Annotated in this window: 22 protein-coding genes; 12 read left to right on the top strand and 10 right to left on the bottom strand. The window is 54.2% G+C overall.

What is annotated here, in order from left to right; all coding sequences use genetic code 11:
• Positions 1–257: 257 nt before the first annotated feature.
• The 7 genes from hisA (at position 258) to ACLB09_RS24830 (ending at position 8,352) form a co-directional block, all read left to right on the top strand.
• Positions 258–1,001, top strand: a complete 744-nt coding sequence (gene hisA / locus ACLB09_RS24860) for a 1-(5-phosphoribosyl)-5-[(5-phosphoribosylamino)methylideneamino]imidazole-4-carboxamide isomerase (protein WP_410772514.1) — start codon at positions 258–260, stop codon at positions 999–1,001.
• A 21-nt stretch (positions 1,002–1,022) separates the two neighbouring features.
• The gene (hisF, locus tag ACLB09_RS24855; RefSeq protein ID WP_410772513.1) at positions 1,023–1,781 is read left to right on the top strand and encodes an imidazole glycerol phosphate synthase subunit HisF; all 759 of its coding nucleotides are present in this window, start codon (positions 1,023–1,025) and stop codon (positions 1,779–1,781) included.
• Positions 1,778–2,470: a bifunctional phosphoribosyl-AMP cyclohydrolase/phosphoribosyl-ATP diphosphatase HisIE gene (hisIE, locus tag ACLB09_RS24850; RefSeq protein WP_410772512.1), complete on the top strand. Its 693-nt coding sequence runs from the start codon at positions 1,778–1,780 to the stop codon at positions 2,468–2,470. The genes hisF and hisIE overlap by 4 nt, the downstream gene beginning before the upstream one ends.
• Positions 2,471–2,488: 18 nt before the next feature.
• A complete protein-coding gene (gene hisJ, locus ACLB09_RS24845) occupies positions 2,489–3,322 on the top strand; it encodes a histidinol-phosphatase HisJ (protein WP_410772511.1) in 834 nt (277 codons plus the stop codon).
• A gap of 738 nt (positions 3,323–4,060) precedes the next feature.
• Positions 4,061–5,842 carry a tetratricopeptide repeat protein gene (locus ACLB09_RS24840; protein ID WP_410772520.1) on the top strand — a complete coding sequence of 594 codons (1,782 nt, stop codon included), beginning with the start codon at positions 4,061–4,063 and terminating at the stop codon, positions 5,840–5,842.
• A 141-nt stretch (positions 5,843–5,983) separates the two neighbouring features.
• On the top strand, positions 5,984–6,940 hold the full coding sequence (trxB, locus tag ACLB09_RS24835; protein ID WP_410772510.1) for a thioredoxin-disulfide reductase: 957 nt from the start codon (positions 5,984–5,986) through the stop codon (positions 6,938–6,940).
• A 263-nt stretch (positions 6,941–7,203) separates the two neighbouring features.
• Entirely contained in the window at positions 7,204–8,352 is a 1,149-nt protein-coding gene (locus ACLB09_RS24830; RefSeq protein WP_410772519.1) for a stalk domain-containing protein, read from the top strand.
• A 75-nt stretch (positions 8,353–8,427) separates the two neighbouring features.
• On the opposite strand, the gene ACLB09_RS24825 is transcribed toward ACLB09_RS24830, so the two are convergent.
• The 5 genes from ACLB09_RS24825 to ACLB09_RS24805 form a co-directional block, all read right to left on the bottom strand.
• On the bottom strand, positions 8,428–9,030 hold the full coding sequence (locus tag ACLB09_RS24825) for a response regulator transcription factor (RefSeq protein ID WP_410772509.1): 603 nt from the start codon (positions 9,028–9,030) through the stop codon (positions 8,428–8,430).
• Complete coding sequence (locus ACLB09_RS24820) at positions 9,027–10,196, bottom strand: sensor histidine kinase (protein WP_410772508.1); 1,170 nt, start codon at positions 10,194–10,196, stop codon at positions 9,027–9,029. The genes ACLB09_RS24825 and ACLB09_RS24820 overlap by 4 nt, the downstream gene beginning before the upstream one ends.
• Positions 10,197–10,202: 6 nt before the next feature.
• Complete coding sequence (locus ACLB09_RS24815; protein ID WP_410772518.1) at positions 10,203–10,940, bottom strand: ABC transporter permease; 738 nt, start codon at positions 10,938–10,940, stop codon at positions 10,203–10,205.
• Between the two features lie 3 nt (positions 10,941–10,943).
• Positions 10,944–11,852 carry an ABC transporter ATP-binding protein gene (locus ACLB09_RS24810; protein WP_410772507.1) on the bottom strand — a complete coding sequence of 303 codons (909 nt, stop codon included), beginning with the start codon at positions 11,850–11,852 and terminating at the stop codon, positions 10,944–10,946.
• A gap of 217 nt (positions 11,853–12,069) precedes the next feature.
• Positions 12,070–12,819 (bottom strand): MBL fold metallo-hydrolase, encoded by a 750-nt coding sequence (locus ACLB09_RS24805; RefSeq protein WP_410772506.1) that lies wholly within the window; start codon positions 12,817–12,819, stop codon positions 12,070–12,072.
• Positions 12,820–12,955: 136 nt separating this feature from the next.
• On the opposite strand from ACLB09_RS24805, the gene ACLB09_RS24800 reads away from it, so the two are divergent.
• The gene (locus ACLB09_RS24800) at positions 12,956–13,405 is read left to right on the top strand and encodes an Lrp/AsnC family transcriptional regulator (RefSeq protein WP_410772505.1); all 450 of its coding nucleotides are present in this window, start codon (positions 12,956–12,958) and stop codon (positions 13,403–13,405) included.
• Between the two features lie 117 nt (positions 13,406–13,522).
• Here ACLB09_RS24800 and ACLB09_RS24795 read toward each other — a convergent pair whose 3' ends face one another.
• The 5 genes from ACLB09_RS24795 to ACLB09_RS24775 all read right to left on the bottom strand — a co-directional run bounded on the left by ACLB09_RS24795 (position 13,523) and on the right by ACLB09_RS24775 (position 18,301).
• Positions 13,523–14,260, bottom strand: a complete 738-nt coding sequence (locus ACLB09_RS24795) for an ABC transporter permease (RefSeq protein WP_410772504.1) — start codon at positions 14,258–14,260, stop codon at positions 13,523–13,525.
• Entirely contained in the window at positions 14,261–14,974 is a 714-nt protein-coding gene (locus tag ACLB09_RS24790) for an ABC transporter permease (protein ID WP_410772503.1), read from the bottom strand. It lies immediately after the preceding gene.
• Positions 14,971–15,885 carry an ABC transporter ATP-binding protein gene (locus ACLB09_RS24785; RefSeq protein WP_410772502.1) on the bottom strand — a complete coding sequence of 305 codons (915 nt, stop codon included), beginning with the start codon at positions 15,883–15,885 and terminating at the stop codon, positions 14,971–14,973. The genes ACLB09_RS24790 and ACLB09_RS24785 overlap by 4 nt, the downstream gene beginning before the upstream one ends.
• Positions 15,886–16,220: 335 nt before the next feature.
• Entirely contained in the window at positions 16,221–17,624 is a 1,404-nt protein-coding gene (locus tag ACLB09_RS24780; RefSeq protein WP_410772501.1) for a HAMP domain-containing sensor histidine kinase, read from the bottom strand.
• The gene (locus ACLB09_RS24775) at positions 17,621–18,301 is read right to left on the bottom strand and encodes a response regulator transcription factor (protein WP_410772500.1); all 681 of its coding nucleotides are present in this window, start codon (positions 18,299–18,301) and stop codon (positions 17,621–17,623) included. The genes ACLB09_RS24780 and ACLB09_RS24775 overlap by 4 nt, the downstream gene beginning before the upstream one ends.
• Positions 18,302–18,555: 254 nt before the next feature.
• Between ACLB09_RS24775 and ACLB09_RS24770 the strand changes: the two genes are divergently transcribed.
• From ACLB09_RS24770 to ACLB09_RS24755, 4 genes are all read left to right on the top strand, one after another.
• On the top strand, positions 18,556–19,818 hold the full coding sequence (locus ACLB09_RS24770) for a DUF438 domain-containing protein (RefSeq protein WP_410772499.1): 1,263 nt from the start codon (positions 18,556–18,558) through the stop codon (positions 19,816–19,818).
• Between the two features lie 213 nt (positions 19,819–20,031).
• Positions 20,032–20,982: an ROK family glucokinase gene (locus ACLB09_RS24765; protein ID WP_410772498.1), complete on the top strand. Its 951-nt coding sequence runs from the start codon at positions 20,032–20,034 to the stop codon at positions 20,980–20,982.
• 55 nt (positions 20,983–21,037) lie between these two features.
• Complete coding sequence (gene rapZ, locus ACLB09_RS24760; RefSeq protein ID WP_410772497.1) at positions 21,038–21,931, top strand: RNase adapter RapZ; 894 nt, start codon at positions 21,038–21,040, stop codon at positions 21,929–21,931.
• A gap of 75 nt (positions 21,932–22,006) precedes the next feature.
• Positions 22,007–22,951: a gluconeogenesis factor YvcK family protein gene (locus ACLB09_RS24755; protein ID WP_410772517.1), complete on the top strand. Its 945-nt coding sequence runs from the start codon at positions 22,007–22,009 to the stop codon at positions 22,949–22,951.
• Positions 22,952–22,954 lie beyond the last annotated feature (3 nt).

The following is a 22,954-nucleotide window of genomic DNA, read 5'->3' as shown; positions in this document are numbered from 1 at the left end:
CTGGAGTACAATCGAATCCGCATACACTCCACATTAAACTACAAATCCCCATACTGGTTTGAAAAAGCCTATTACGAGAAACTCCAGATTTCATAACGGAGTGTCTACTTTATTGACGTAAGTCCAATAAGGCCAAAATGATTGGAAAATATCCAACCAGGCCTCCTGCGTTGAGTCTTACGACGCAATTCGTTGGAATTTTTCCAATGAAGGGAATTCCGCAACAAACTTTATATAGAAGAACGGGAGGAAGAAACATGTCTTCATTCGTGATATACCCGGCGATCGATATCCGGGGCGGAAAATGCGTACGTCTCGTTCAAGGGGATTATGCCCGCGAGACGGTATACAATGAGAACCCTGTGGAAGTCGCCCGCTCCTGGGAAGCGCAGGGCGGCAGCTTCATCCATTTGGTCGATTTGGATGGGGCCAAAGCCGGTCACCCGGTGAACGACGCGCTGATCGGCGAGATCGCCCGCAGCGTGCAGGTGCCGGTTCAGGTCGGCGGCGGTCTGCGGACTCTGGCCGACGTGGAGCGGCTTCTGGGGCTCGGCGTCAGCCGCGTCATTATCGGCACCGCGGCGATTGAAGACCGCGCGTTTACCGAAGCCGTGCTTGGCACTTACGGCGACAAGGTCGCCATCGGCATTGATGCGCGAAACGGGTACGTGGCGACGCGCGGCTGGCTCGAAACTTCCGAAGTGCAAGCGGAAGTGCTCGCGAAGGAACTGGCCTCCAAAGGGGCGGAGACATTCATCTTCACCGACATTTCCCGCGACGGGATGATGCAGGGGCCGAACGTGGAAGCGATCCGCTCGTTGGCGCAGGCTTCCGGACGGACGGTGATTGCATCCGGCGGGGTAACCGTGCAGGAAGATCTGTTGAAGTTGGCCGCTTACGCCGATCAAGGTATCGGCGGGGCGATTGTCGGCAAAGCACTTTACACCGGCAGCATCGACCTTGCCGTGGCGATCGAGGCCATTTCATCGGCAGTCAAGTAGAGAAGGGGAGTTGAGAGGCCGATGCTGGCGAAACGAATTATTCCTTGCCTTGACGTTAAAGAAGGCAGGGTTGTAAAAGGCGTTAACTTTGTCAATCTTCGCGATGCCGGGGATCCGGTTGAGCTGGCTGCGTTATATGACCGCGAAGGGGCGGACGAGATCGTTTTTCTCGACATTTCCGCTTCGAATGAAGGCCGGGCCACGATGATCGAGGTCGTCCGGCAGACCGCCGGCGAAATTGCCATTCCGTTCACGGTCGGCGGCGGCATCTCCCAGGTGGAGGATATGAAGCGCATTTTACGGGCCGGAGCCGATAAAATTGGGATCAACACGGCGGCCGTGCTGAATCCTCAACTGATTTCGGACGGAGCGCGGCGCTTCGGTTCCCAATGTATCGTCGTGGCGGTGGACGCCAAGTTCAATTCCGCTTGGGGCGAGTGGGAAGTTTACACGCACGGCGGACGCAAGCCCTCGGGAATCAAGGCGTTGGAATGGGTAAAAGAAGCCGAGTCGCGTGGCGCTGGCGAGATTTTGCTGACGAGCATGGATGCCGACGGCACCAAGGACGGATTTGACCTGCCGCTGACGAGCGCGGTAAGCCGTTCGGTAGGGATTCCGGTTATCGCCTCCGGAGGCGCGGGCAAGCCGGACGATTTTTATGAAGTGTTTACGGAAGGACAGGCGGATGCCGCGCTGGCGGCGACGATTTTTCATTATAAAGAAATTGCCGTACCGGATTTAAAGCGGGACCTGAAGTCCAGAGGGGTGGAAATACGATGACACATAACCAATCGCTGCAGCTTTCTCTGCCGCTGGAAGCGCTTGTGCAGGAAATCAAATGGGACGCGCACGGATTAGTTCCGGCTATCGTTCAGGATGCGTCCAGCAAAGAAGTATTGATGCTCGCCTACATGAACCGGGACTCTTTAGGCAAATCGTTGGAAACGGGCCAAACGTGGTTTTGGAGCCGTTCCCGCTCGGAGCTTTGGAATAAAGGCGCCACTTCGGGCAACACTCAGCAAATCCGCGCCCTGCGCTACGATTGCGACGGAGATACGCTACTGGTGGAAGTGGACCGTCAAGGCCCGGCTTGTCATACGGGAGAAGACACCTGCTTTTTCCGTACGGCAGCGCAAAACTCATCGCCTGAGCAAAGTACCGATAGCGGCAACCGGTTTGCGGTGCTGGACGAACTGGAGCGCCTGATTGCGGACCGCTACGCGGAACGCCCGGAAGGCGCGTATACCACGTATTTGTTCGATAAAGGCATCGATAAAATTTTGAAAAAAGTCGGCGAAGAGACCGCCGAATCGATCATCGCGGCCAAGAACGGCGATAACGACGAGCTGCGGTACGAAGTTAGCGACTTGATCTATCACCTGCTGGTGCTGCTGCGCGAACGTAACCTGCCGCTGGATGACATTATGCGGGAACTTGAGCGGCGTCATGAACGGCCGCGCCGCGATTAAGACGGGGGTGATTCGAGCATGCTCATCGATTACCATACCCATCACGCCCGCTGCGGGCATGCCGTCGGTTCGCTGGAGCAATACGTACAACGCGGAATCGAGATCGGCTTGTCCCAAATCGGACTGTCCGATCATATGCCGCTATTGCACGTCGATCCGGCTACGTATTATCCGGAAATGGCCATGCCGATGGAAGAACTGCCACGTTATGTGGAAGAGGCCTTTGCCCTCAAGGAGAAATACCGCAGTCAGATCGATGTGAGGGTAGGCCTGGAGGGCGATTACATCGAAGGCTGGGAAGAGCAGATCGGGCGTATCATCCAGGAGTATCCTTGGGATTATGTCATTGGATCGGTTCATTTTCTCGGCGAGTGGGATGTTTCGGACTTCCGGCAGGTGCATAACTGGGACGGCCAGGACGTGTTTGCCGTGTATGAACGGTACTATGACGCGGTTGCAAAAGCGGCCCGGACCGGATTTTACGACATCATGGGCCACCTGGATGTGATCAAGCGTTTCGGCAACCTGCCGGACCCGGCGAGAGACGCCGAGACGATCCGGCTGGAGCTGCAAGCGCTGAGCGCAGTCAAGGCGGCCGGCGTTGCGATGGAGCTGAATGCGTCCGGACTGTCCAAGCCCGTGGCGGAGATGTTCCCGAGCCGCCGGATGCTGGAGGCTGCCGTGCAGATGGGCATTCCGCTCACGGTCGGCTCGGACGCGCACGATCCGCTCAAACTGAGCGAGCATTTGGACACGGCGCGGGCGCTGCTGTATGAACTCGGCGTGCGCGAGCTGGCAACGTTCGAGGGTCGGCAGCGGACGATGGTGCCGCTGGTAGCGGAAGAGATCTAGTTGTTCAAATAAATGTAGACCCAATAAAAGCCGCCCAATTAGGCGGCTTTTATTTTATCTGTTGCAGGTGCTGCTTTCACTGATGACGCTATACCGAGAAATCGTCACCTTTTCACATGAGGTGCCTTCCATATCTGTAAATTTTGCCTCCCACACGTGATTTTTCCTATCCCAGCGAATATTTTTAAAAATATGGCTACTTGTAGAATCGTTTTTCTCTATCGCAACACGAACCGCTTTTCCTTGTTCATAGGAGGCGAGGACTCCCAATAAATGATGCCTTCCCGGGACAGCAAAAAGCCACATAATGCGGGAATAATAAATAATCCTATTTTCACAAGCAAATGTTTGACAAGAGGAGGCTTTTTGAAAATCTTATAGACTAGTATGCCGCCAAGGATTAGATAAGCGATTGATAATAAGATGAATCCGGCATGGAAAAAGAGAGGATATGGGAGTTTGGGATCCGAACTAAAATTCCTGCGGGTAACTTTTATAGCCAAGAAAACACCGTAAATGTACCATCCAGCTCCCCCAGCAACAAGTAACCCCCCGTAAAAAACACAACAGAGCCTATCGGTTGTTTTTCATAAACTTCCCTCCACCTGGAAATACCCATTATTTTCTATTCGATATTTCTGCCGGATAACCTCCAAACGCGGCAATTCCGCCAAAAATCCGTTATTTTCCGTAAGTATTTCCCGTGGGAGGACAGCTTTCACTATGGTATACTGTGAAATGGAGAATAAAGACTTGAAGATAGATAGGGAGGTGCCTTGTTTGAAAGAGAAAAGGGAACCCGGGGAGAAGCGGGGAAATGTGTTGCCGATCTCTATGGACGCGGGCTTTTTCTTTGAGCGGGCTGTCTCTTCATTGGACCGTTATCACTACGACAAGGCATTAAAATATTTTCGCAAAGCTGTGGAGTACGAGCCGAGCAATCCGGTGAACCATTGCAATATGGCGGGGATTTTGTCGGAAATGGGGGACTACGAGGCGTCTAACGCAGCGCTGTCCCGCGTTCTGGAGGAGATCGACCCGAATATGACGGAATGTTATTTTTATATGGCGAATAACTATGCGAATATGGATATGTTTGAAGACGCGGAAAAGGCGCTGGTAACGTACCTGGAGGAGGATGCCAGCGGTCAGTTTCTGACGGAAGCGGAAGAGATGATGGACCTGCTCCAATATGAGCTGGAACGTCCGACGAAGCTAAAGAGCATCAAAGCGATGGAAGGCGTGGTCGAGCACGACCGGGCCCGCGAATTGCTGGAAGAGGGCAAGTTTACGCAAGCGGTAACGTTACTGAAGGATATCGTGGATAAGCATCCCGAATTCCATGCGGCCCACAACAACCTGGCGCTTGGCTACTATTATCTCGGCCGGTTCCAAAAGGCGATGGAGACGATCGGCGAGGTGCTGGAGAAGGATCCCGGGAATCTTCACGGATTAAGCAATCTGGCGATCTTTTACCAGCATGCGGGGAACGAAGAGGATTTGAGGGAATTGACGGACCGGCTGCGGAAGATCGTTCCCTTCCATCATGAACATGTATTTAAGCTGGCGACGACGATGGGGATTCTGGGCGAGCATGAAGCGGCTTTCGGGCATTTTAAGCGCCTGCTTCGGGATAAAGAAATTGAACGCGATCCCTCGCTGTACCATTATGCGGCTGTAGCGGCGTATCATACGCAGCGGTTCAAGGCGGCCAAGACATTATGGCGTCAGGTAAAAAGATTGGATCCGGCAAGCGGGGTTGCCGACTTTTATTTATACAGGCTTGAGGAATGCGAAACTACGGACGATTCGGGAGTAGGCCGGTTCCCTGTCAGCTATCATTATCATCTTCCTTTTGAGGAACAGTTCAAGCAATGGGAAACCTCGCAGGAGAGCCTGACCTCCGAAATTACGGGGAATCCGCTGGTGCGGTCGTCCTTTTTCTGGGCGCTGCGCCACGGCGATACAAAGACCAAACTGCAGGTGATCCAGGCATTCGGCCTGATCGCCGACCGGGAAGTGGAGGAGGCGCTTAAGGCCTTCCTGTTGGAGCCGGAGGAAGATCCGTATTTGAAAGATATCGCGTTGTTTGTCCTGCGCAATCTTGGGGTTAACAATCCGTTGCCGGTCAGCTTCGGCGAGAAGACCAAGCTGGTGGATCCCAGCCGGGTTGCCTCGGGTTTGCCGGTATGGAAAAGCGAGTGGCAAGCGGTCGTCGATTTGGCGGCAAAGCAACTGAAACGAAGCTTTGATCTGCAGCAGCAGCATGATCTTGAAACGTTATGGGCGGAATTCTTGACCCTATTATATCCGGATACCCCGGAAATTACGCATATCGAGGGATGGGCTGCCGCGCTGGAATATTTAACGGCCAAGATCCACCGCCGTCCGGTCACGTATGAAGACGTTGCGGAACGTTACGGCATTTCCGCTTCCACCGTACGCCGCTATACCCGCCGGATCGACGAGGTATGCGGGGTTAAAGAGAAAATTGAAACGATATTCCCTTCCGTACAATAACTGTCCCTAAAACGGGTAAAGCAAGTCCAACTTGGGTAAAACTTAGTATAAGTGTGTGTTCAGAAGGCCGGCTTCCTATGAAAGAAGGCCTTTTTGGATATCGTCTTTATGAGTGAGTTACATATTCAAGGAGGAGGCGCCATGTATAAATCCATTGTAATCGGAACCGGTCCGGCCGGTTTGACGGCGGCTATTTATTTGGCCCGCGCAAATTTGAATCCGCTCGTAATTGAAGGAGTGCAGCCCGGAGGCCAGTTGACGACAACGACCGAGGTGGAGAACTTCCCGGGATTCCCTCAAGGAATTCAGGGACCCGAGCTGATGGACAATATGCGCAAGCAGGCCGAGCGTTTCGGGGCGGAGTTCCGAAGCGGCTGGGTGGAGCAGGTTGATTTTTCAGTCCGGCCGTTCAAAGTAAGAGTCGAAGGCGGAGACGAGCTGGAAGCCGAGACCGTAATTCTTTCGACGGGAGCCTCGGCCAGATACCTCGGCATTCCCGGCGAGCAGGAAAACGTCGGCCGCGGGGTCAGCACCTGCGCGACATGCGACGGATTCTTCTTCCGCGGTAAGAAAATCATCGTGGTCGGGGGCGGCGATTCCGCGATGGAAGAAGCCAGCTTCCTGACGCGCTTTGCATCTACCGTCACGCTGGTGCACCGGCGGGATGAGCTGCGCGCCTCGAAGATTATGCAGGATCGGGCGCGAAGCAACGAAAAGGTGCAATGGGCGCTCAACCGGACACCGCTTGAGGTCTTCACGGATGAAAACGGCACGGTGAAAGGGTTGAAGGTGCGGAATAACGTCACAAACCAGGAGGAACTGGTCGAGGCGGACGGCGTCTTTGTGGCGATCGGGCATACCCCGAACACGAAATTCCTGGGCGATGCCATTCACACCGACGATCACGGCTATATCATCGTGAAGCCGGGAACGACGGAGACGAACATTCCGGGCGTATTCGCCTGCGGCGACGTGCAGGATACGCGCTACCGTCAGGCCATTACGGCTGCCGGATCCGGGTGCATGGCCGCGATGGACTGCGAGAAATATCTTGAGGGCAGCATGGTACATGATTGGAGCGAGACGTTGAACCCGTAAACAGCAGAGCAGAATGACAAATAACAAATGCCTTTCCCGAATTCGGACGTTCCGGCCGTAAGGGGAGGGCATTTTTTAATGCAGCAAAGGGTTCTCTGGATAGTAACAATGGAGATTATCGTTATATCGACGGTTGATAAGCTAACTTTTTCCAGTCTGATACGTCTATAGAAAGGAGCGCAAAATTGACGACGATGGCGACGATGGTGCAAACAAAGGGAACGTACTGTTTTTTGGAGAGAGGAGAATGAAATTTGAAGAAAATGATGGTGTTCATGATCTTAGCCTTAGGCTTGGGAGGGACGATTCATTCGCCCATCTCCGCCACGGCTGCGAAGGATATCAAAGAAGCATCGCCCAATCAGGTGGAAATTAACGTGAATGGACAGTCCGTTCAGACGGATGTACCTCCAGTTCTTAGTGGGCAAAGTGTACTCATTCCGATCCGAAGCCTTTCATCGCTAGGTTTAACTTATACGTGGGATGCCGCTTCCCAATCCGCTATCGTCCATAATAAGGAACGTGATGTTTTAAAAATTACAGTAAACAGCCGCACTGCATATAAAAACGGACATGTTCTCGAAATGACGGCACCAGCCCTCAGCAAAGAGGGGCGTGTGCTGATTCCCATTCGGTTTGTCAGCGAGTCCTTAGGCTATCAGGTTCGGTATGAAGCTGCCCGCAAGATCGTTTATATCACTTCGAACGAGGGGGGGAAGGAAGAAACCCCGGAAATCAACCTGGACAATTACTACTCTCCTGAGATAAACGTAGAGAAGAAGGAATCGGGCAACAAGATGATCTGGACCGTGGACAATATCGTCGTCCGGATGGAGAAAGTCAAAACGGTCGGCGACGAAGCGGCTGAATCAAAGTATGTCATGGATGCCATCGTCTTGGAAAACAAGGATAAAGTTTATCCGATCAAATTAGACAAGAGACCGAGCGAAGTTTCCTCCATCTCGTTATCCCCTGGCGGGGACTACTTGGCTTTGTCCGTTTTTTATAACCATGTTGGTCACAAGGTCATCATCATAAATGTAAGTACGGGAGAACAGGTTATGCTAAATGAAATGGTCTCTTCCAGCCGTGAAGGCGCGGAAACGATCCACGCTTATAATTGGTCGCCCAAGGGGAATGTGCTGGCCTTCGCCTACGGGAATACCAGCGAGAGCAAGCTCGGTGTATATGATTTTGACAAGCAGGTGTTCGTGAAAGTATCCGAGGCTAATAGTTATATCAGTACCGCGTTTGTATTATGGAATAAAAACGGGGAAGTCGTGGACGTGATTAGCGAACAGCCTTCCGATCAATATAAGATGTACAGATATAGCCTGAACGATAAATCCGTGAAATCTGTAACCGTTGTGAAACGGGAGGAATTGGAGCAATTTTCGAAATTCAGACCATAGCCATGTTGGAAAAAAAGAGCGCCGCCGAAACCTCACTTCGGCGGCGCTCGCTATTTATCCGGCAGTTCGTCTCCCTCAGATCCAGCCCTTCTCCTCGGCGAGACGAACCGCTTCGATCCGGCTCTTCACTTCGAGCTTGTTTAAAATTTCCGAAATATAATTACGCACGGTGCCGTAGGACAAATGCAGGTTCTGCGCAATTTGCCCCGCGCTATGCCCTTCGGCCGCCAGCTTCAGGATGTCCTGCTCCCGGGCGGTGAGCGGATTTTCTTCCCGCAGGCTGCCGAACACGAGCTCCGGCGACACCTCCAGGTGGCCGGCCATGACGCGGCGGATCGCTTCGGCCAGCTTGTCGCTGGACTCGTCTTTGAGCAGGTAGCCGCGGATGCCCGCTTTGGCCGCCCGTTCAAAATAACCGGGCCGGGCAAAGGTCGTCAGTATGATGACCCGGGACGGGGAGGCTTCGGCCTGCAGTCTTTCCGCGACGTCGAGACCGCTCAGACGCGGCATTTCGATATCCATCAGGCAGACGTCAGGTTCCAGCAGCTTGATCATCGAGAGCGCTTCGGCCCCGTCAGCCGCTTGTCCAACCACCTCAAAGTCATCCTCCAAATCAAGCAATGAGGACAATGCGCCCCTGAGCAGGCGCTGATCTTCCGCGATGACAATGCGAATCATGCGGGTTCACCTTCTTTCTGTTCTTTAACCACGAGCGGGACAGAGACCAGCAGTCTCGCCCCTTTTCTCTCGCCGGCGGTGGACAAGGTGAGCGAGCCTTCGATCAGGGACAGGCGTTCGGCCATTCCCTTCAAGCCGTTGCCGTGTCCGTGGGCAGCCGTGGCGGAACCGGGCAGCCCGGGCGCAAGGCCGATTCCGTTATCCTGGATCGATACCCGAACGTCTGCATCGGTTCTGCCGAGCGTGATGATGCAGCGGGATGCTCCGCTATGCTTCACGATATTGGTTACCGCCTCTTTAATGCAGAGGCTGAGGATATTTTGCGTCAAGTCGGATACCTCCTCAAGCACGGTATCCCCTTCGATATCGAGGGAAATATCGGCCGTGCGGAGGATTTCGCCGGCTTCGGCCAACTCCTCGGCTACGGTCACGGCACGCATGTCGGAGACGAGCTCCCGCACCTGCCGCAGCGCGGCCCGGGAGGTCCGCTGAATTTCCTGGGCTTCCGCCCGGGCACGTTCCGGATCTTTGAGCGCCAGCTTTTCCACGAGCTGGCTTTTCAGCGTGATCAAGGATAACGTATGACCGAGCGTGTCGTGCAGGTCCCGTGCGATCCGCATGCGCTCTTCCCGCTTGACCAGCTCTTTGATTTGCTGATGGGCCTGGTCCAGCTCCTTCTCCAAACTCTGCCTGCGGGCCATAGAACGTATCCCGAAAGGCGACGCTACCATAATGGCATAGAACGGGAGAGTAAAGATGAAGTCATTCAGGGACATGCTTCTTACCACAAGGGATAAGGGGATAAGCTCAATCACGGCAAAAGCAATCATAGCTATGTTGAATTTGCGGTGATCGGTATACCAGCCGATAAAATTGGCGGTGAAGAATCCCATATACATATTGTATGGATTATACAACACGCAGAGCAAGACGATTAGAGCCATTTGCAGGGCGAGCCAGCAGGAGAAAGCTTTTCCCGTGACCATATAAAGCTGGCGATAAGTCACTACGAATAAGGCGATCATCGCGTAGCCGAGCAACAGCTTGAGGCCGGTCTCGTCCCGGATGTTAATAACGGGTAAGGCAATGTAAATCAGCCACATATAAGGGAACAAACCGTATTTTTTCGGGAACAGCGTAAATGGTTTTCGGGGCGCCATCGCCATGTTGAGTTACACCACTTCCTGTTTTTTTCTGATATACGTGGATAGTATCATAAACAGGATGAGATAGCCCAGCAAAATCAAGATATTGCTCCAGTCCGGCGCATGACCGCGGATGATTTCCCAGGCCCCGTTTCCGAAATTATAGGAAGGCAGCCATTTGCCGATATGCTGCATGAGCTTTGGCATGATCTCTAACGGCATCCACATGCCGCCCGTCACCGCGAGGGCCAAATAGATGGCATTACTGACGCCGCTGGCGGTGTCGACCCGCTTCATCGTTCCTACCAACGTACCGATCGCCAGAAACGGAAGCGAACCGGCGAGAATCCATAGGCCGCTGTAAATCCAGGTAAGCGCGGGGAGCGAGACGCCGTTGATCAGAACGCCGGCCAGGAAAATAAACACGATGGAGATCAGGTGCATGACGGTTTGGCCGAACATTTTTCCGAAAAAATAGACCGGTCCCGGCAATGGCGTTACCCGCATGAACGTAGTCCAGCCCTGCGTGCGTTCCTGCACCAGCCGGATGCCGAGCGTCATGATCGCCGAGCCCATCACGCTGAATGTGGTCATCGACATGAGATAGTGTGCCGCCCACTCCGCCTGATTCTCGCCTCCCGTATTGACGACCCGGGTGAAGATGAAATAGAACATGATGGGCATGAGCAGGGACCAGAAAACATAGTAGGGGTTGCGGATCACCCGCAGCAGCTCGGCTTTGCACTGTTTGATTAGAATCTTCATCATCTATATAGCCTCCTCTTGGCTTAAGGTCAGTTGTTCAAATGCTTCATCCAGCCGACCTTGGTCGATCCGGATATCCCGAACCTCCAGTTTTTCCGCAAAAATCGTTTCCAGCGCCAGGTCGGTATTTTCCGTATTCACATAAATCCGCCCTTCTTTGTCATGAAAGTCCGACAATACGGGTAAGGTCTTTAAGACCTCCAACAAGGCCGGGACATCCTGACGGGCAAGGAAGGAAACCGAACGTTTGACGATTCGTGATTTAATCTCCTCCGGCGTTCCGTCGGCAATCAGTGCCCCTTGATGAAACAGCAGGATGCGGTCTGCGGCATCGTCGGCTTCCTGCAAATAATGAGTCGTGAAAATAATCGTCTTGCCCTGTCCGGCCAACTCCCGGACGCTTTCCCAGAACCGGCGCCGGGCCGTGATGTCCAGGCCGACCGTCGGTTCGTCGAAGAAGAGCAGATCGGGATTGCCCGCCATCGCAAGGGCATAGCCGAGATTGCGCTTTTGTCCCCCGGACAGCTTCTCTGCGAACCGCTTCAAATCGGACTCCGCCAGTCCCGTCAACCGGATCAGGACCTCCATGTCCATCGGCTGCGGATAATAGCTGCGGATAAGGTCGAGCACTTCCTTTACTTTCAGCCGGTCCATGATGCTGACTTCCTGAAGCATGGCTCCGGTTTTTTCGCGTACGGTTTGATCCTTCGGATGTTTTCCGAAAATCCTGATATCTCCCTCCGTCGGATCAAGCAGGCCCAGCATCATTGATAGCGCCGTTGTTTTGCCGGCTCCGTTCGGGCCCAGAATCGCTACGATCGAGCCTTTTTCTATGCGAAAAGAGAGATTGTTGACCGCCTTTTTGTCTTTGAACGTTTTACTTACCTGATTCATTTCGATAATGGCTTCCATGGGTTCGCCTCCGTTGTTCCTGTTCTTGATTTAAGAATAAGGTAAGGGAGGATTCGGTGTTAGTAAGGACTGTCATGAATGGAGGATGACAATTGTCATGAAGTGAAAGGGAGCGAGAAGGCTGGAAAAGAGAGAGCAAGAGCCGCTTTCCGGCCCACCGATATCGATGGCTGAAAGCGGCTCTGCTCCATTATGGGTCAAGCAAGCGGGGTTAAGGTTACGAAATCCATTCGCCGTCTCCGGGAACAAGCACGCGGCCGGTTAGCCCTTCGGCGGCCAAGTACTGGCGGAGATTTTCCCGGGTGGTCAGACAGTGATTGACCGCATCCATATGGACGGCAATGAAGCGGGTATCGGGGGCATGGCGGCAGAGGGATGCGATGTCTCCGGTATCCATCGTGATGGGATCGCCGGTCATGAAACGGGCCCCTCCCGCATTAACGACGGCGATCTCCGGCCGGTGGAGGTCGAGCGCTTCGCGCACTTCTTCGCACCAGATCGTGTCGCCGGCGATATAGAGGTCCGGTTCGCCGGCGGCCCGGAAGAGGAACCCGGACACGCGGCCCATCCGCTCGCCGATCTCGCCGGTTCCATGGCGGCCGCCGGTGCGGGTTAACGAGACGCCCCGGTATTCCAGAGAGTCCCGCACCGCGGCGACCGAGTTAAACCCGGCGCTCCGGACGGCTTCCTCGTCGCCCGGCTGGCAGAGGATCGGGGTAGTTTTCGGCAGCAGTTCCTGCGCCGCGGCGTCCCAATGATCGGCATGCAGGTGGCTGACGACGATCACGTCCGGCGCCAGCCAGCTTGCCGCGGGCTCCGGAAGCGGGACGAGCGGATTGCGCCGGTCATTCGGCGTATCCGGGAACGGGGGATAGGCGCCGGATTCGGCCAGCATCGGATCTATAAGCCAGGTCAGGCCGCCGTATTCCACCCATAAAGTGGCATGGCGGATCAATTGAATTTTCATGAAGCACACCTCTTTCTTTGGAGAAGACTCATTTGCTACAATTATAGAAAATTTATCGAAAGTCAGACATGGCCTCGTGAAAGGGAAATCGCCTTCCGGCTTTCAGCTTGAAAGAATAGATAGGAGTGATCAGGGTATGGAGCATTTGCCGGATATCCAACATCCGGGTATCGACGATACCGATCTTCGGATACTCCGTTGTTTACTGGAGGATGCCAGCCGTTCCCATAAAGAAATCGGCGGAGAGGTTCACCTGACGGGTCAGGCGGTTGGCGCACGGGTCCGCAAGCTGCAGGATCTCGGCGTCATTGAAGGCTTTACGCTCCGCTGGAATCCCGAGCGGCTGGGGCTGTCCGTACATGCGCTGGTTACGGTATTTATGAACTCCGGTACGGGGCATCAAGCTTTTCAGGAGTTTGCGGCGGGCTGCGCCAGTATCGCCGAGTTACACCGCGTCAGCGGCGAGGGCTGCTATTGGATGAGGGTTCGGGTGTCGAGCCAAGCCTTGCTGAATGAATTTCTGGAGGAGCTGCTGCGGTTCGGGAATTATAAGGTCAGTTTGTCGATCGGGCAATTGAAGGGGTAGTGGAAGAAAACAGGCCGACCATGGCACAAATGCAATAATGCAGAAAAACCGTCCGGGGAGTGCGCATTCCATCATTAAATGCGCAGTAAATGTCCGGGCGGTTTCTTTGCAATTACATTAAATTTCCTTACGGCGGAAATGAATCAGACCGGCCGCAAGGAAGATCAGGAAGCTGCCGACAACGGTAATCATCAAACTTTCGAGCGGAAGGTTAAACGCGCCGTAGTTTTCTTCGCCGGATGGCATCATGGCAAGAACGGGCTGGCCCCATGGGTAGAACGGACCGATTTTTGCCGAATTGACGATTAGCATGTTGGGGATCGTCAGCGACACGTTCAGGGCGAGCGGAGCGGCAAAGCTCGCCCAGCTCAGGGATACGCCGAGCTGCAGCGCAACCAGCGGCATACAGGCGATCCAGCCCCCGAGCAGGCTGGATGCGATCGTGGCCCACGGGATTGGAGCCGTGAAGGCCTGAATCCAGCCGGCGGCGAGAACGCCGCCCAGGAAGATCAGCTGGCAGATGGCCAGCAGGCCGGCCACGATGGTGAATTTGGCCAGATAAACGGCACTCCGCGAGACCGGCAGGACAAGCAGTTGCTTCCAGCCGCCGCCGGTGTGCTCGTACCGGCAAAGGAATGCCGGGAGCAGGCCGGACATAATCGGCATGAAGAACAAGGCATGGAGCATGGCCATCGCCCCGAGCATGACGGTCCAGGGATTAGCATCGCTATACGACGTTTCGACCAACGCGCCGATCAACGTGGACAACAAGGGACTGGCTAGCAGAAGCAGCCAGATGCGCGACTTCGACATTTTCAGTCTTTCCGAAGACAAGACACGGAAAAAGGTGCCCATTTATTCCACATCCTTTCGGTTGAAATGGATCAGGCCTATCACCATGATGACGGCGCCGCAGATGATGCCCGCACCGACGAACCAACTGGCATGAGGACCGCTGTAACCGAAGGCCGGCCAATTGAGCGGGAACCATTCCGGGAGCTGCATGGCAAACGGAGACATGATTGCAGCCGCTACCCCCAATGTCACCGGCAGGGCCTGGTTCCGGAAGGTTAGCGACAGCCACAACTGAAGCGCGAGCAAAGGCAGCGCGCCCAGGTAAGGGAAGAAGCCCATCCGCAGGATGTCGCCCAGCGGAATATCGGTACCGAATCCCAACGCTAAGCCAAGCACGATCGTAAAAATCGGCAGCAATATGCAAGACGCGGTAAGCAGCAGGAAACAAAGCGTAAACTTGCCGCTAAACACGGCGGTTCTGGAAATGGGCAATGCCAGCAATTGTTTCCAAGAACTCATTTGATGTTCCACATTAGCGACTAAAGAGCTGACTAAGGTTACGCCCAGGTAAAGCGCAATGGGGACGAACATGACGATATTGCCGATCAGGCCGCCCCAAAGGTCTTCCGCGTACTGTTTCTTCAGGTAATCGAGCCGCAGGCCGAAGTTCAGTGCCTGCATGGCCACGAGCCCGATCGGAGCCAGAAAAATCAGAAACCAGATTCCTTTACCGCGGATTTTCAAAAAGTCGGCGGAAAGCGAGCGGAGCATCATGGCCGGCTTCCCTCCCCAATGACCTGCATGAAGATATCTTCCAGCGATTTCTTATTCTGCTCCACCCGGTAGATGTCATGTCCGTTCTCGACCAGACGCTTGACGAGTTGGGCCACCTGCGGGTCTTTCATGCCCGGGAATACCAGCGTGCCTTCCTTCAAGGTACCGGCAGCCCCCAGGTCGCGGGCCAACCAGAGCGCGGAATCGGGCTCGGAGACAACCAGCTCCATGTCATGCGAAGCTTGGAGCCGCAAGTTCTGGATCGTGTCCTGGAACACCATCCGTCCTTCCCGGATAATGCCGACCCGATTGGCCATCTGCTCGACTTCGCCCAGCAAATGGCTGGAGACGAGCACGGTAATGCCGTATTGGGCCGGCATGCTTTTGATCAACTCGCGGATCTCGTGAATCCCGGCGGGGTCGAGGCCGTTGGTCGGCTCGTCGAGAATGAGCAGATCCGGGCTGCCGAGCAGGGAGGCGGCGATGCCAAGCCGCTGCTTCATCCCGAGCGAGTAGCCTTTGACCGCCCGGCGGGACTCGCTTGTCAGCGAGACGATCTCCAGCACCTCGTCGATGCGCGACTTCGGCGCGCCGAGAATGCGGCGGATCGCCTCCAGGTTGTCGACGGCGTTCAGATGGCCGTAATAAGACGGGTACTCGACGAGGGACCCGATTCGGCGGAGTATCGCGAGCTTGTCTTTGCGGAGCTCGCGCCCGAAGATGGAGATCGAGCCTTCGGTCGGACCGATTAAGCCGAGCAGCATGCGGATCGTGGTCGTTTTCCCGGCCCCGTTCGGGCCAAGGAAGCCGTAGATATCCCCTTTGGCAATTTCCAAGTCCAAATGGTCCACCGCAAAGCGTCCCCGATATTTTTTCGTTAAACCCTTCGTTTGAATAATCATTTCGTTCACGTCAAATCACCTCGGTAATGATCATACCGTCCGAAGTTTAAGGGTGAAGGGGGGCCAAGTTTAAATTTTGTTTAAGAGAGTGAGCAATAACTGGATTTTCTCCAGTTAATTTCGCTGAAATAAGCGATTTAAATAAAATAACTGGAAAACCTGCATGTAATTCGCCCCTTTTCGCGCAAATGAACGGAATCAGGGCAAATTAGCTGGAGGTTTTCCAGTTAATGGGGCAGTGTGCACCTTAGACGTAAATTAGCTGCATGTTTTCCAGTTAATTATGTCGGTGTCGGTGTCGGCGGTGTCGGTTAGGTTAGTTTTTAGGTTAGGATGCTCTCTAGCTAAACAGCCGGATAAATATAGATCTTCGTCCCGCCATCCGCGGACGATTCCGTCTCGCGGACAAGGCCCATCTCCCGCAGCAGCAGATCGACGATCTGCAGGCCGAGGCCGGCGCCTTTCGCCGGGGAAGCCGCGCCCAAGCCTGGCCCCCGGTCCGCGATGACCAGCGCCGCCCTGTTGTGCCGCTGCGCTACCGAGATGCCGACGTAGCCGCCGGAACCCGCGTGCCGCACAAGGTTCTGGAACAGGTTGTCGAGCACGCGGCGGAAGCCCTGCTCGTCGATCCGCCAGGACAGCGGCTCCTCCGGCAGGTCGATGTCGGCCTCGATACCGGCCTTTTCCCAGAGCGGGTACCAGGCCGCGGCACTCACCCGGACGACGCGCAGGACGTCCCGGCTCTCTAAATTCATAACATATCGCCCGCTGGCGAGCAGATTGTAGGAGAGCAGATGGTCGATCAGCCCGCCGAGATCGTTGATTTTGGTCTCCATCAGGGACAGGGCTGTCCGTCCCTGCTCGGAGAGCGGTTCCTTGTGGAACGAATACAGCTGCCCGGCGAGTACGGTCAGCGGGGTCCGCAAGTCGTGCGAGAGATTGCTGATCAGGCTCTTGCGGAGCTCTTCCTCTTCATGCTCCCGGCGCCGGCTGTAGCCGAGCTCGTCGACCATATGATTGAATGCCTGCTCAAGGCGTCCGATTTCATCCGGCCGGCCTGTTGGAATCCGGACCGGCAATCCGTTCGGCCCGGTCCGGGTCATGCCCGATTCCAGCCGGAGCAGGCGCTTCCGGATATCCCGGAAGAATAAATAAGATAGCAGAATAAAGAAAGCAAACATCAAAAACATAAAGAACCCGTAAAACCGGGAATCTCCATCTCCGTTTCCGGTCGTCTTTTTCATATGTTTACGGGGAAGTTCAAATACCATAAAGCCTTGCCCCGCCGCCTCCTTTTCCCCGCCTATAAAAGCGACGATGGTAAAAGGGTCGGAGTCCACGGCCGTTTTCATATAGGAAATGGCGTCCTCCGGCGACCACTTGGCCGGCAGGCCGCTCCGTTCGGGCAACCGAAGGCGGGTTACGCCTTCCGCGTCGACCCAGAACATGGAAGCATCCGGATAGCGCTGTTTGAGATTCTTCAGACCGGCATCAATTTCCGCCGGCGTTTTTCCGCCAAAGGCCAGAGCTTCTTTGTGCCATGCCTCCTCCAGCGTATAGGCTGACCCATAGGAGCGCGGTAAGGGTTCTTGCTCCACCGACGCGGGAAACAGCAGCCGGTTAACGCCCCACGAAGCGATAAAGCTGAACGGAATCAGAATCGGGATGAACACGAGCGCGAAGCAAATGATGACCAGATAGCGCGACAGCAGCGAGTTGCGGAATTTGAGTTTGTGAGCGGGTCTCATGACCGCACCCGATAGCCGATGCCACGGATCGTTTCGATAATTTCCGGGGCGGCGGGATCGCGCTCTAATTTTTCGCGCAAATGGCGGATATGTACCATCAAGGTTTTATCACCGTCGAGATAAGGTTCGCCCCAGACCGCTTCGAAAATTTGTTCCTTGGTCATGATCTGCCCGAGATGTCTCAGCAAATATTGAAAAATGTGAAACTGTTTCCCGGTCAATACGATTTCTTCCCCCGTCTCCCGGTTTTTGATCGTGTTTTCTTTTTCGTACACGAGCAGATGCTTTAATTCCAACGCCTCGGAGGAAGCCGCGCCGCTGCGGCGCAACAGTACCTCGACCCGGGCCGCCAGCTCATCGGGATGAAACGGCTTGGTCAGGTAGTCGTCGGCAAACTGGAGACCCTGCAGCTTGTCATCGATCGATGTCCTAGCGGACAGCATCAATATCGGCATTCCGGGATACTGCTTTTTCAGCCGCTGCCCTACGGTAAATCCGTCCAGTCCGGGCAGCATGACATCCAGGATAGCCAACTGGCTCGAAGCCGCCTCTTCGACGGCACGTTCTCCGCTGGTAAGCCAAGTGACGCCGTACCCGCGCTCCCTTAAGTCCGAGCTAACCCATTCCCCGATTTCCCGGTCGTCTTCAATATATAAGATGTTTTTGCTTGATATCATCTGGAATCATTCCTTTCGGAATCTATTGTGGCAAATTGGTGAGGAAAAATAAACCGTCCGGGTCAACAAATTTTAATTTGTGATTACAATCACAAGTCGGCTATATCCGCTATGCTACTTTTTATGTGAGAACGGTTATCACTTAAATTTTACTTATTTTAATATTGATAGAATATTTGATCAGACTTTTAGCGGCATATCAGGCCCATGGACAATGAATTAATTGAAATGAAAAGGTGAAGGGAGATCCGAAAATGAGCGAACTCATCAACAACCGGGAGCAAAGCGTACCGGAACAGACGCGCCGTCAGGCTCTGCTGAAGGAAATCATCAAGGAACTGCATGAGGGGAAGAGCGTGGAGGAAGTAAAGGCACGCTTCGAAGAAGCCGTAGGCGATGTTACCGTGTCCGAAATCTCCGCGATGGAGCATGCGCTGATGGAGGAGGAGGGCATTCCCGTCGAAGAGGTGCAGCGGCTGTGTTCCGTGCATACCGAAATTTTTAAAGGCTCGATTGAAGACATTCATCGTTCCTCCACGCCGGAAGAGCAGCCGGGGCATCCGGTTCATACGTTCAAGCTGGAGAATCGCGAGATCGAGCGGCTGGTCAACTTCAAAATCGCGCTTCATCTGGACAAATTCAAAAAAGAGGTTACCGAAGACGTTATTTACAAACTGTTGGAGGACTTGAGCCTGCTGCTTGATATCGATAAACACTACAGCCGAAAAGAGAATCTGCTCTTTCCTTATTTGGAGAGATACGGCATTTTCGGTCCGACCAAGGTCATGTGGGGCGTCGATGACGGCATTCGCGCAATGATCAAGGAGGTCAAGGCCAAACTGACGTCCTATGACGGCGACCAAGAGACGCTGTGCATCGATCTGGAGCGGATCATTCAGGAAGTAAATGCGATGATCTTCAAAGAGGAGAACATTTTGCTGCCGATGGCCCTGGAGAAGCTAACCGAAGACGAGTGGGTAAAAATCGCCCGCGAAAGCGACCAGATCGGCTTCTGCCTGACGTCTCCCGACCAGGAATGGATTCCAGAGCGTTCTCCGATCCCGGGCATGGAGACGGCGGAGGATGGAAGCGAGGAGGAGGATGGAGCTCCCCAAGGGTACGTGAAATTTCAGACCGGCATCCTGTCGGTGGAGCAACTTGAAGCGGTCATGAACCATCTGCCCGTGGATTTGACCTTTATCGACGAGAACGATGTGGTTCGTTACTTCTCCCACGGCAAGGAGCGGATATTTGCCCGCACGAAAGCGGTCATCGGCCGGACGGTGCAGAATTGCCACCCGCCGCAAAGCGTGCATATCGTAAACGAACTGCTGGCGGATTTCAAAGCCGGGAAAAAGGACGCCGAGGACTTCTGGATTCCGGTTAAGGACAAATTTGTGTATATCCGGTACTTCGCGGTTCGCAGCGAGGACGGACGTTATCTGGGCACCCTCGAATTCACGCAAAATATCGCGCCGATTCGCGCTCTGGAAGGGCAGAAACGGATCATGTCCTAATTGGACTGCCGCCTTGATTTCCGCTTGTTGCGGAGGTCGGGGCGGTTTCTTTTTCCAATGGTTGTGATCGTTGTCATATTGCCGGAAAGCCTTGTCTTTACTGGATTCTCTGACTTCCGGCGTCTCTTGACCGAACGGATGGGTTCGCTTATAGTTGGTACGTAGGAATATTATCGTATTATTTACTATTTAGAGAAAAAGGTGGCTTGTACAATGTCTGAAAAAATCTACATTGGTGTTGACCTGGGCGGAACGGCGATTAAAGTCGGCATCTGTAATGAAGAAGGTCAGCTTCTTCATACTTACGAAGGGCCCACCGAAACGGAGAAGGGCGCTGAAACGATCGTTAATAACATCGAGCGCTATGTTCGCCTGATTGTGGAACAATCCCCTTTTGAGTGGGAGCAAGTGGCAGGTGTAGGTGCCGGGGTGGCCGGTTTTACTAACGTACGCGAAGGCATTATTATTTTGGCGCCGAATGTAGGTTTGAAGGATCTTCACATTCGTGAAATCCTGGAAGAACGTTTGGGCAAGCCGATCAAAATAGACAACGACGCCAACGTGGCGGCGCTTGGCGAAGCTTGGGGCGGCGCAGGCAAAGGCGTTGAAAACTGCGTATGCTATACGCTGGGTACCGGCGTCGGCGGCGGCATCATTATTGACGGCAAAATCTATCAAGGGTTCAGCGGATTGGCCGGAGAGCTGGGACATATGGCTGTCGTGCCGGATCTGGAAGCGATTCAATGCGGATGCGGCCAAATGGGCTGCCTGGAGACGGTTTCTTCCGCAACGGGAATTATCCGTATGGCCAAGGATGCCGTAGCGCGCGGGGAACGTACTTCCCTTGCACTGGTCGAGAACATCATGGCTAAAGACGTATTTGACGCGGCAAAAGCCGGCGACGAAACGGCGATCCGGATCGTAAACCGCGCCGCTTTCTATCTCGGTAAATCACTGGCCGCTGTTGCCGTCGTGCTGAATCCGGAGCTGTTCATCATCGGCGGCGGCGTGTCCAAAGCCGGAGACATTTTGTTCGACGAAGTGCGCAACGTATTTGCCAAGCATACGCCGGAACCGGTCCAAAAGGGCCTCAAGATCGTCCCTGCTTCCCTGGGGAACGACGCCGGAATGGTCGGCGCGGCCGGATTGTTCCTTCGTTCGTAATAGGAGTTTAAATAAGAGATATAAGGAATAGGAGATTTTTCGAGGAGGGAAAAGGATGCCGGAAAAAGATACTTCTTCAGTTGCCAATCTGATTATTATTACTGGCATGTCGGGAGCCGGTAAGTCACTTGCTGTAAGAAGCTTGGAAGATCTCGGATTTTTCTGCGTCGATAATTTACCCCCGGTTCTTATCCCTAAGTTTGCGGAGCTGATCGAACAGTCCAAGGGCAAGATCGCCAAAGTGGCGCTTGTCATCGACCTTCGCGGCCGGGAATTTTTCACCGCCCTGTCGGAGTCGCTCGGGTACATTAAAGATCATTTCACTATCAAAAGCGAGATCCTGTTCCTGGACGCCACCGATGCGGTGCTGGTACAGCGGTATAAAGAAAGCCGCCGCCGCCACCCGTTGGCTCCGGAGGGGATGCCGCTCGACGGAATCCGGCTGGAACGCAAAATGCTTGAGGAGCTGAAACTGTCGGCTACCCAGGTCATTGATACCAGCAGCATGAAGCCGGCCCAGTTGAAAGAAAAGATCATTACCCGGTTTTCCCACTTGGAGAGCAGCAATTTATCTGTTAATATTACATCTTTCGGATTTAAATATGGCATACCGATCGACGCCGACCTGGTGTTTGACGTCCGGTTCCTGCCGAACCCGCATTACATTGAGCAGCTTCGTCCGCACACGGGACAAGACAGTGAAGTATATGATTATGTTATGAAGTGGCCGGAAACCCAGGTATTCCTGACCAAGTTGTTAGACATGCTGCACTTCCTGCTGCCTCAATATCATAAAGAGGGAAAAAGCCAGGTCATTATCGGGATCGGCTGTACCGGCGGTAAGCACCGTTCGGTCGCGATCGCCGAATATTTGGGCCGGATGCTCGGGACCAGCGAAACGGAAACCATTCGCGTGAGTCATCGGGACGAGGGCCGAGACCGGCATTAGTGGCCGCTCAGAGAAAGTGGTGAGTCAGAAGTGGCAAATCGGTCCAAGGAAGGAAGAGTGCCGCGGATCGTGGTGATGGGCGGGGGAACCGGCCTATCGGTTATGCTTCGCGGATTGAAAGAGAAACCGCTCGATATTACGGCCATTGTTACCGTAGCCGATGATGGCGGGAGTTCCGGGATTCTCCGCAGCGAGCTGCAAATGCCGCCTCCGGGGGACATCCGTAACGTATTAACCGCTTTGGCGGACGTCGAGCCGTTGTTGTCGGATATGCTTAATTACCGTTTCGCCTCCGGATCGGGTTTGGCCGGACATAGTTTGGGCAACTTGATTTTAGCGGCGATCACCGATATTTCCGGTGATTTCGTTACCGCTGTTCGTGAGCTTAGCCGCGTGTTTGCCGTACGCGGGCGCGTACTGCCGGCCGCCGGTCAGGCGGTCGTGCTCCATGCGGAGATGGAAGACGGATCGATTATTACGGGCGAATCCAAGATTCCGGAAGCCGGCGGCAAGATCAAGCGGATTTTTCTGGAGCCGGAAGAGGTCGAACCTCTGCCGGAAGCGGTGGAGGCCATCCGGGAAGCCGATGCGATTCTGATCGGACCGGGAAGTCTGTACACGAGCATCATTCCGAATCTGCTGGTGCCGAAGCTGGCCGAGGCGGTTCTGGAAAACGAGAGCGCGATTAAAATTTTCGTCTGCAATGTGATGACCCAGCCGGGCGAAACCGACAATTATACGGTCAGCGATCACTTGCAGGCCGTTTACGAGCACGTGGGTCACCACCTGTTTGATTACGTCATCGTCAATGACGGCGAGATCCCGACGCAAGTTCAGGATTTCTATGCCGAGAAAGGCGCCAAACCCGTTCAAGTCGACTGGGATGTGGTAACGGGCCGGGGATATAAAGTCATCGCTGATACGCTCGTGCTGTTCCGCCGCTATTTGCGGCATGATGCGGACAAATTGAGCCATCATATATATCAGCTGGTGCAAAACTGGATTTTACGAAAGAGGTGAGTC

Origin of the sequence: Fontibacillus forbon (assembly GCF_046559655.1) — a bacterium.
GTDB lineage: Bacteria > Bacillota > Bacilli > Paenibacillales > Paenibacillaceae > Fontibacillus.
Note: the sequence above shows the minus strand (reverse complement) of the source record. Positions and strands in the feature narration are given on the sequence as shown.

Excerpts from the sequence above, each read along its gene's own strand:
- hisIE (WP_410772512.1), top strand. The coding sequence starts at position 1,778 with ATGACACATAACCAATCGCTGCAGCTTTCTCTGCCGCTGGAAGCGCTT.
- ACLB09_RS24780 (WP_410772501.1), bottom strand. The coding sequence starts at position 17,624 with ATGAGACCCGCTCACAAACTCAAATTCCGCAACTCGCTGCTGTCGCGC.
- hisJ (WP_410772511.1), top strand. The coding sequence starts at position 2,489 with ATGCTCATCGATTACCATACCCATCACGCCCGCTGCGGGCATGCCGTC.
- ACLB09_RS24790 (WP_410772503.1), bottom strand. The coding sequence starts at position 14,974 with ATGATGCTCCGCTCGCTTTCCGCCGACTTTTTGAAAATCCGCGGTAAA.
- ACLB09_RS24795 (WP_410772504.1), bottom strand. The coding sequence starts at position 14,260 with ATGGGCACCTTTTTCCGTGTCTTGTCTTCGGAAAGACTGAAAATGTCG.
- ACLB09_RS24800 (WP_410772505.1), top strand. The coding sequence starts at position 12,956 with ATGGAGCATTTGCCGGATATCCAACATCCGGGTATCGACGATACCGAT.
- trxB (WP_410772510.1), top strand. The coding sequence starts at position 5,984 with ATGTATAAATCCATTGTAATCGGAACCGGTCCGGCCGGTTTGACGGCG.
- hisF (WP_410772513.1), top strand. The coding sequence starts at position 1,023 with ATGCTGGCGAAACGAATTATTCCTTGCCTTGACGTTAAAGAAGGCAGG.
- ACLB09_RS24775 (WP_410772500.1), bottom strand. The coding sequence starts at position 18,301 with ATGATATCAAGCAAAAACATCTTATATATTGAAGACGACCGGGAAATC.
- ACLB09_RS24765 (WP_410772498.1), top strand. The coding sequence starts at position 20,032 with ATGTCTGAAAAAATCTACATTGGTGTTGACCTGGGCGGAACGGCGATT.
- ACLB09_RS24805 (WP_410772506.1), bottom strand. The coding sequence starts at position 12,819 with ATGAAAATTCAATTGATCCGCCATGCCACTTTATGGGTGGAATACGGC.
- rapZ (WP_410772497.1), top strand. The coding sequence starts at position 21,038 with ATGCCGGAAAAAGATACTTCTTCAGTTGCCAATCTGATTATTATTACT.
- ACLB09_RS24815 (WP_410772518.1), bottom strand. The coding sequence starts at position 10,940 with ATGAAGATTCTAATCAAACAGTGCAAAGCCGAGCTGCTGCGGGTGATC.
- hisA (WP_410772514.1), top strand. The coding sequence starts at position 258 with ATGTCTTCATTCGTGATATACCCGGCGATCGATATCCGGGGCGGAAAA.
- ACLB09_RS24820 (WP_410772508.1), bottom strand. The coding sequence starts at position 10,196 with ATGGCGATGGCGCCCCGAAAACCATTTACGCTGTTCCCGAAAAAATAC.
- ACLB09_RS24755 (WP_410772517.1), top strand. The coding sequence starts at position 22,007 with ATGGGCGGGGGAACCGGCCTATCGGTTATGCTTCGCGGATTGAAAGAG.
- ACLB09_RS24825 (WP_410772509.1), bottom strand. The coding sequence starts at position 9,030 with ATGATTCGCATTGTCATCGCGGAAGATCAGCGCCTGCTCAGGGGCGCA.
- ACLB09_RS24830 (WP_410772519.1), top strand. The coding sequence starts at position 7,204 with ATGATGGTGTTCATGATCTTAGCCTTAGGCTTGGGAGGGACGATTCAT.
- ACLB09_RS24810 (WP_410772507.1), bottom strand. The coding sequence starts at position 11,852 with ATGGAAGCCATTATCGAAATGAATCAGGTAAGTAAAACGTTCAAAGAC.
- ACLB09_RS24840 (WP_410772520.1), top strand. The coding sequence starts at position 4,061 with ATGGAGAATAAAGACTTGAAGATAGATAGGGAGGTGCCTTGTTTGAAA.
- ACLB09_RS24770 (WP_410772499.1), top strand. The coding sequence starts at position 18,556 with ATGAGCGAACTCATCAACAACCGGGAGCAAAGCGTACCGGAACAGACG.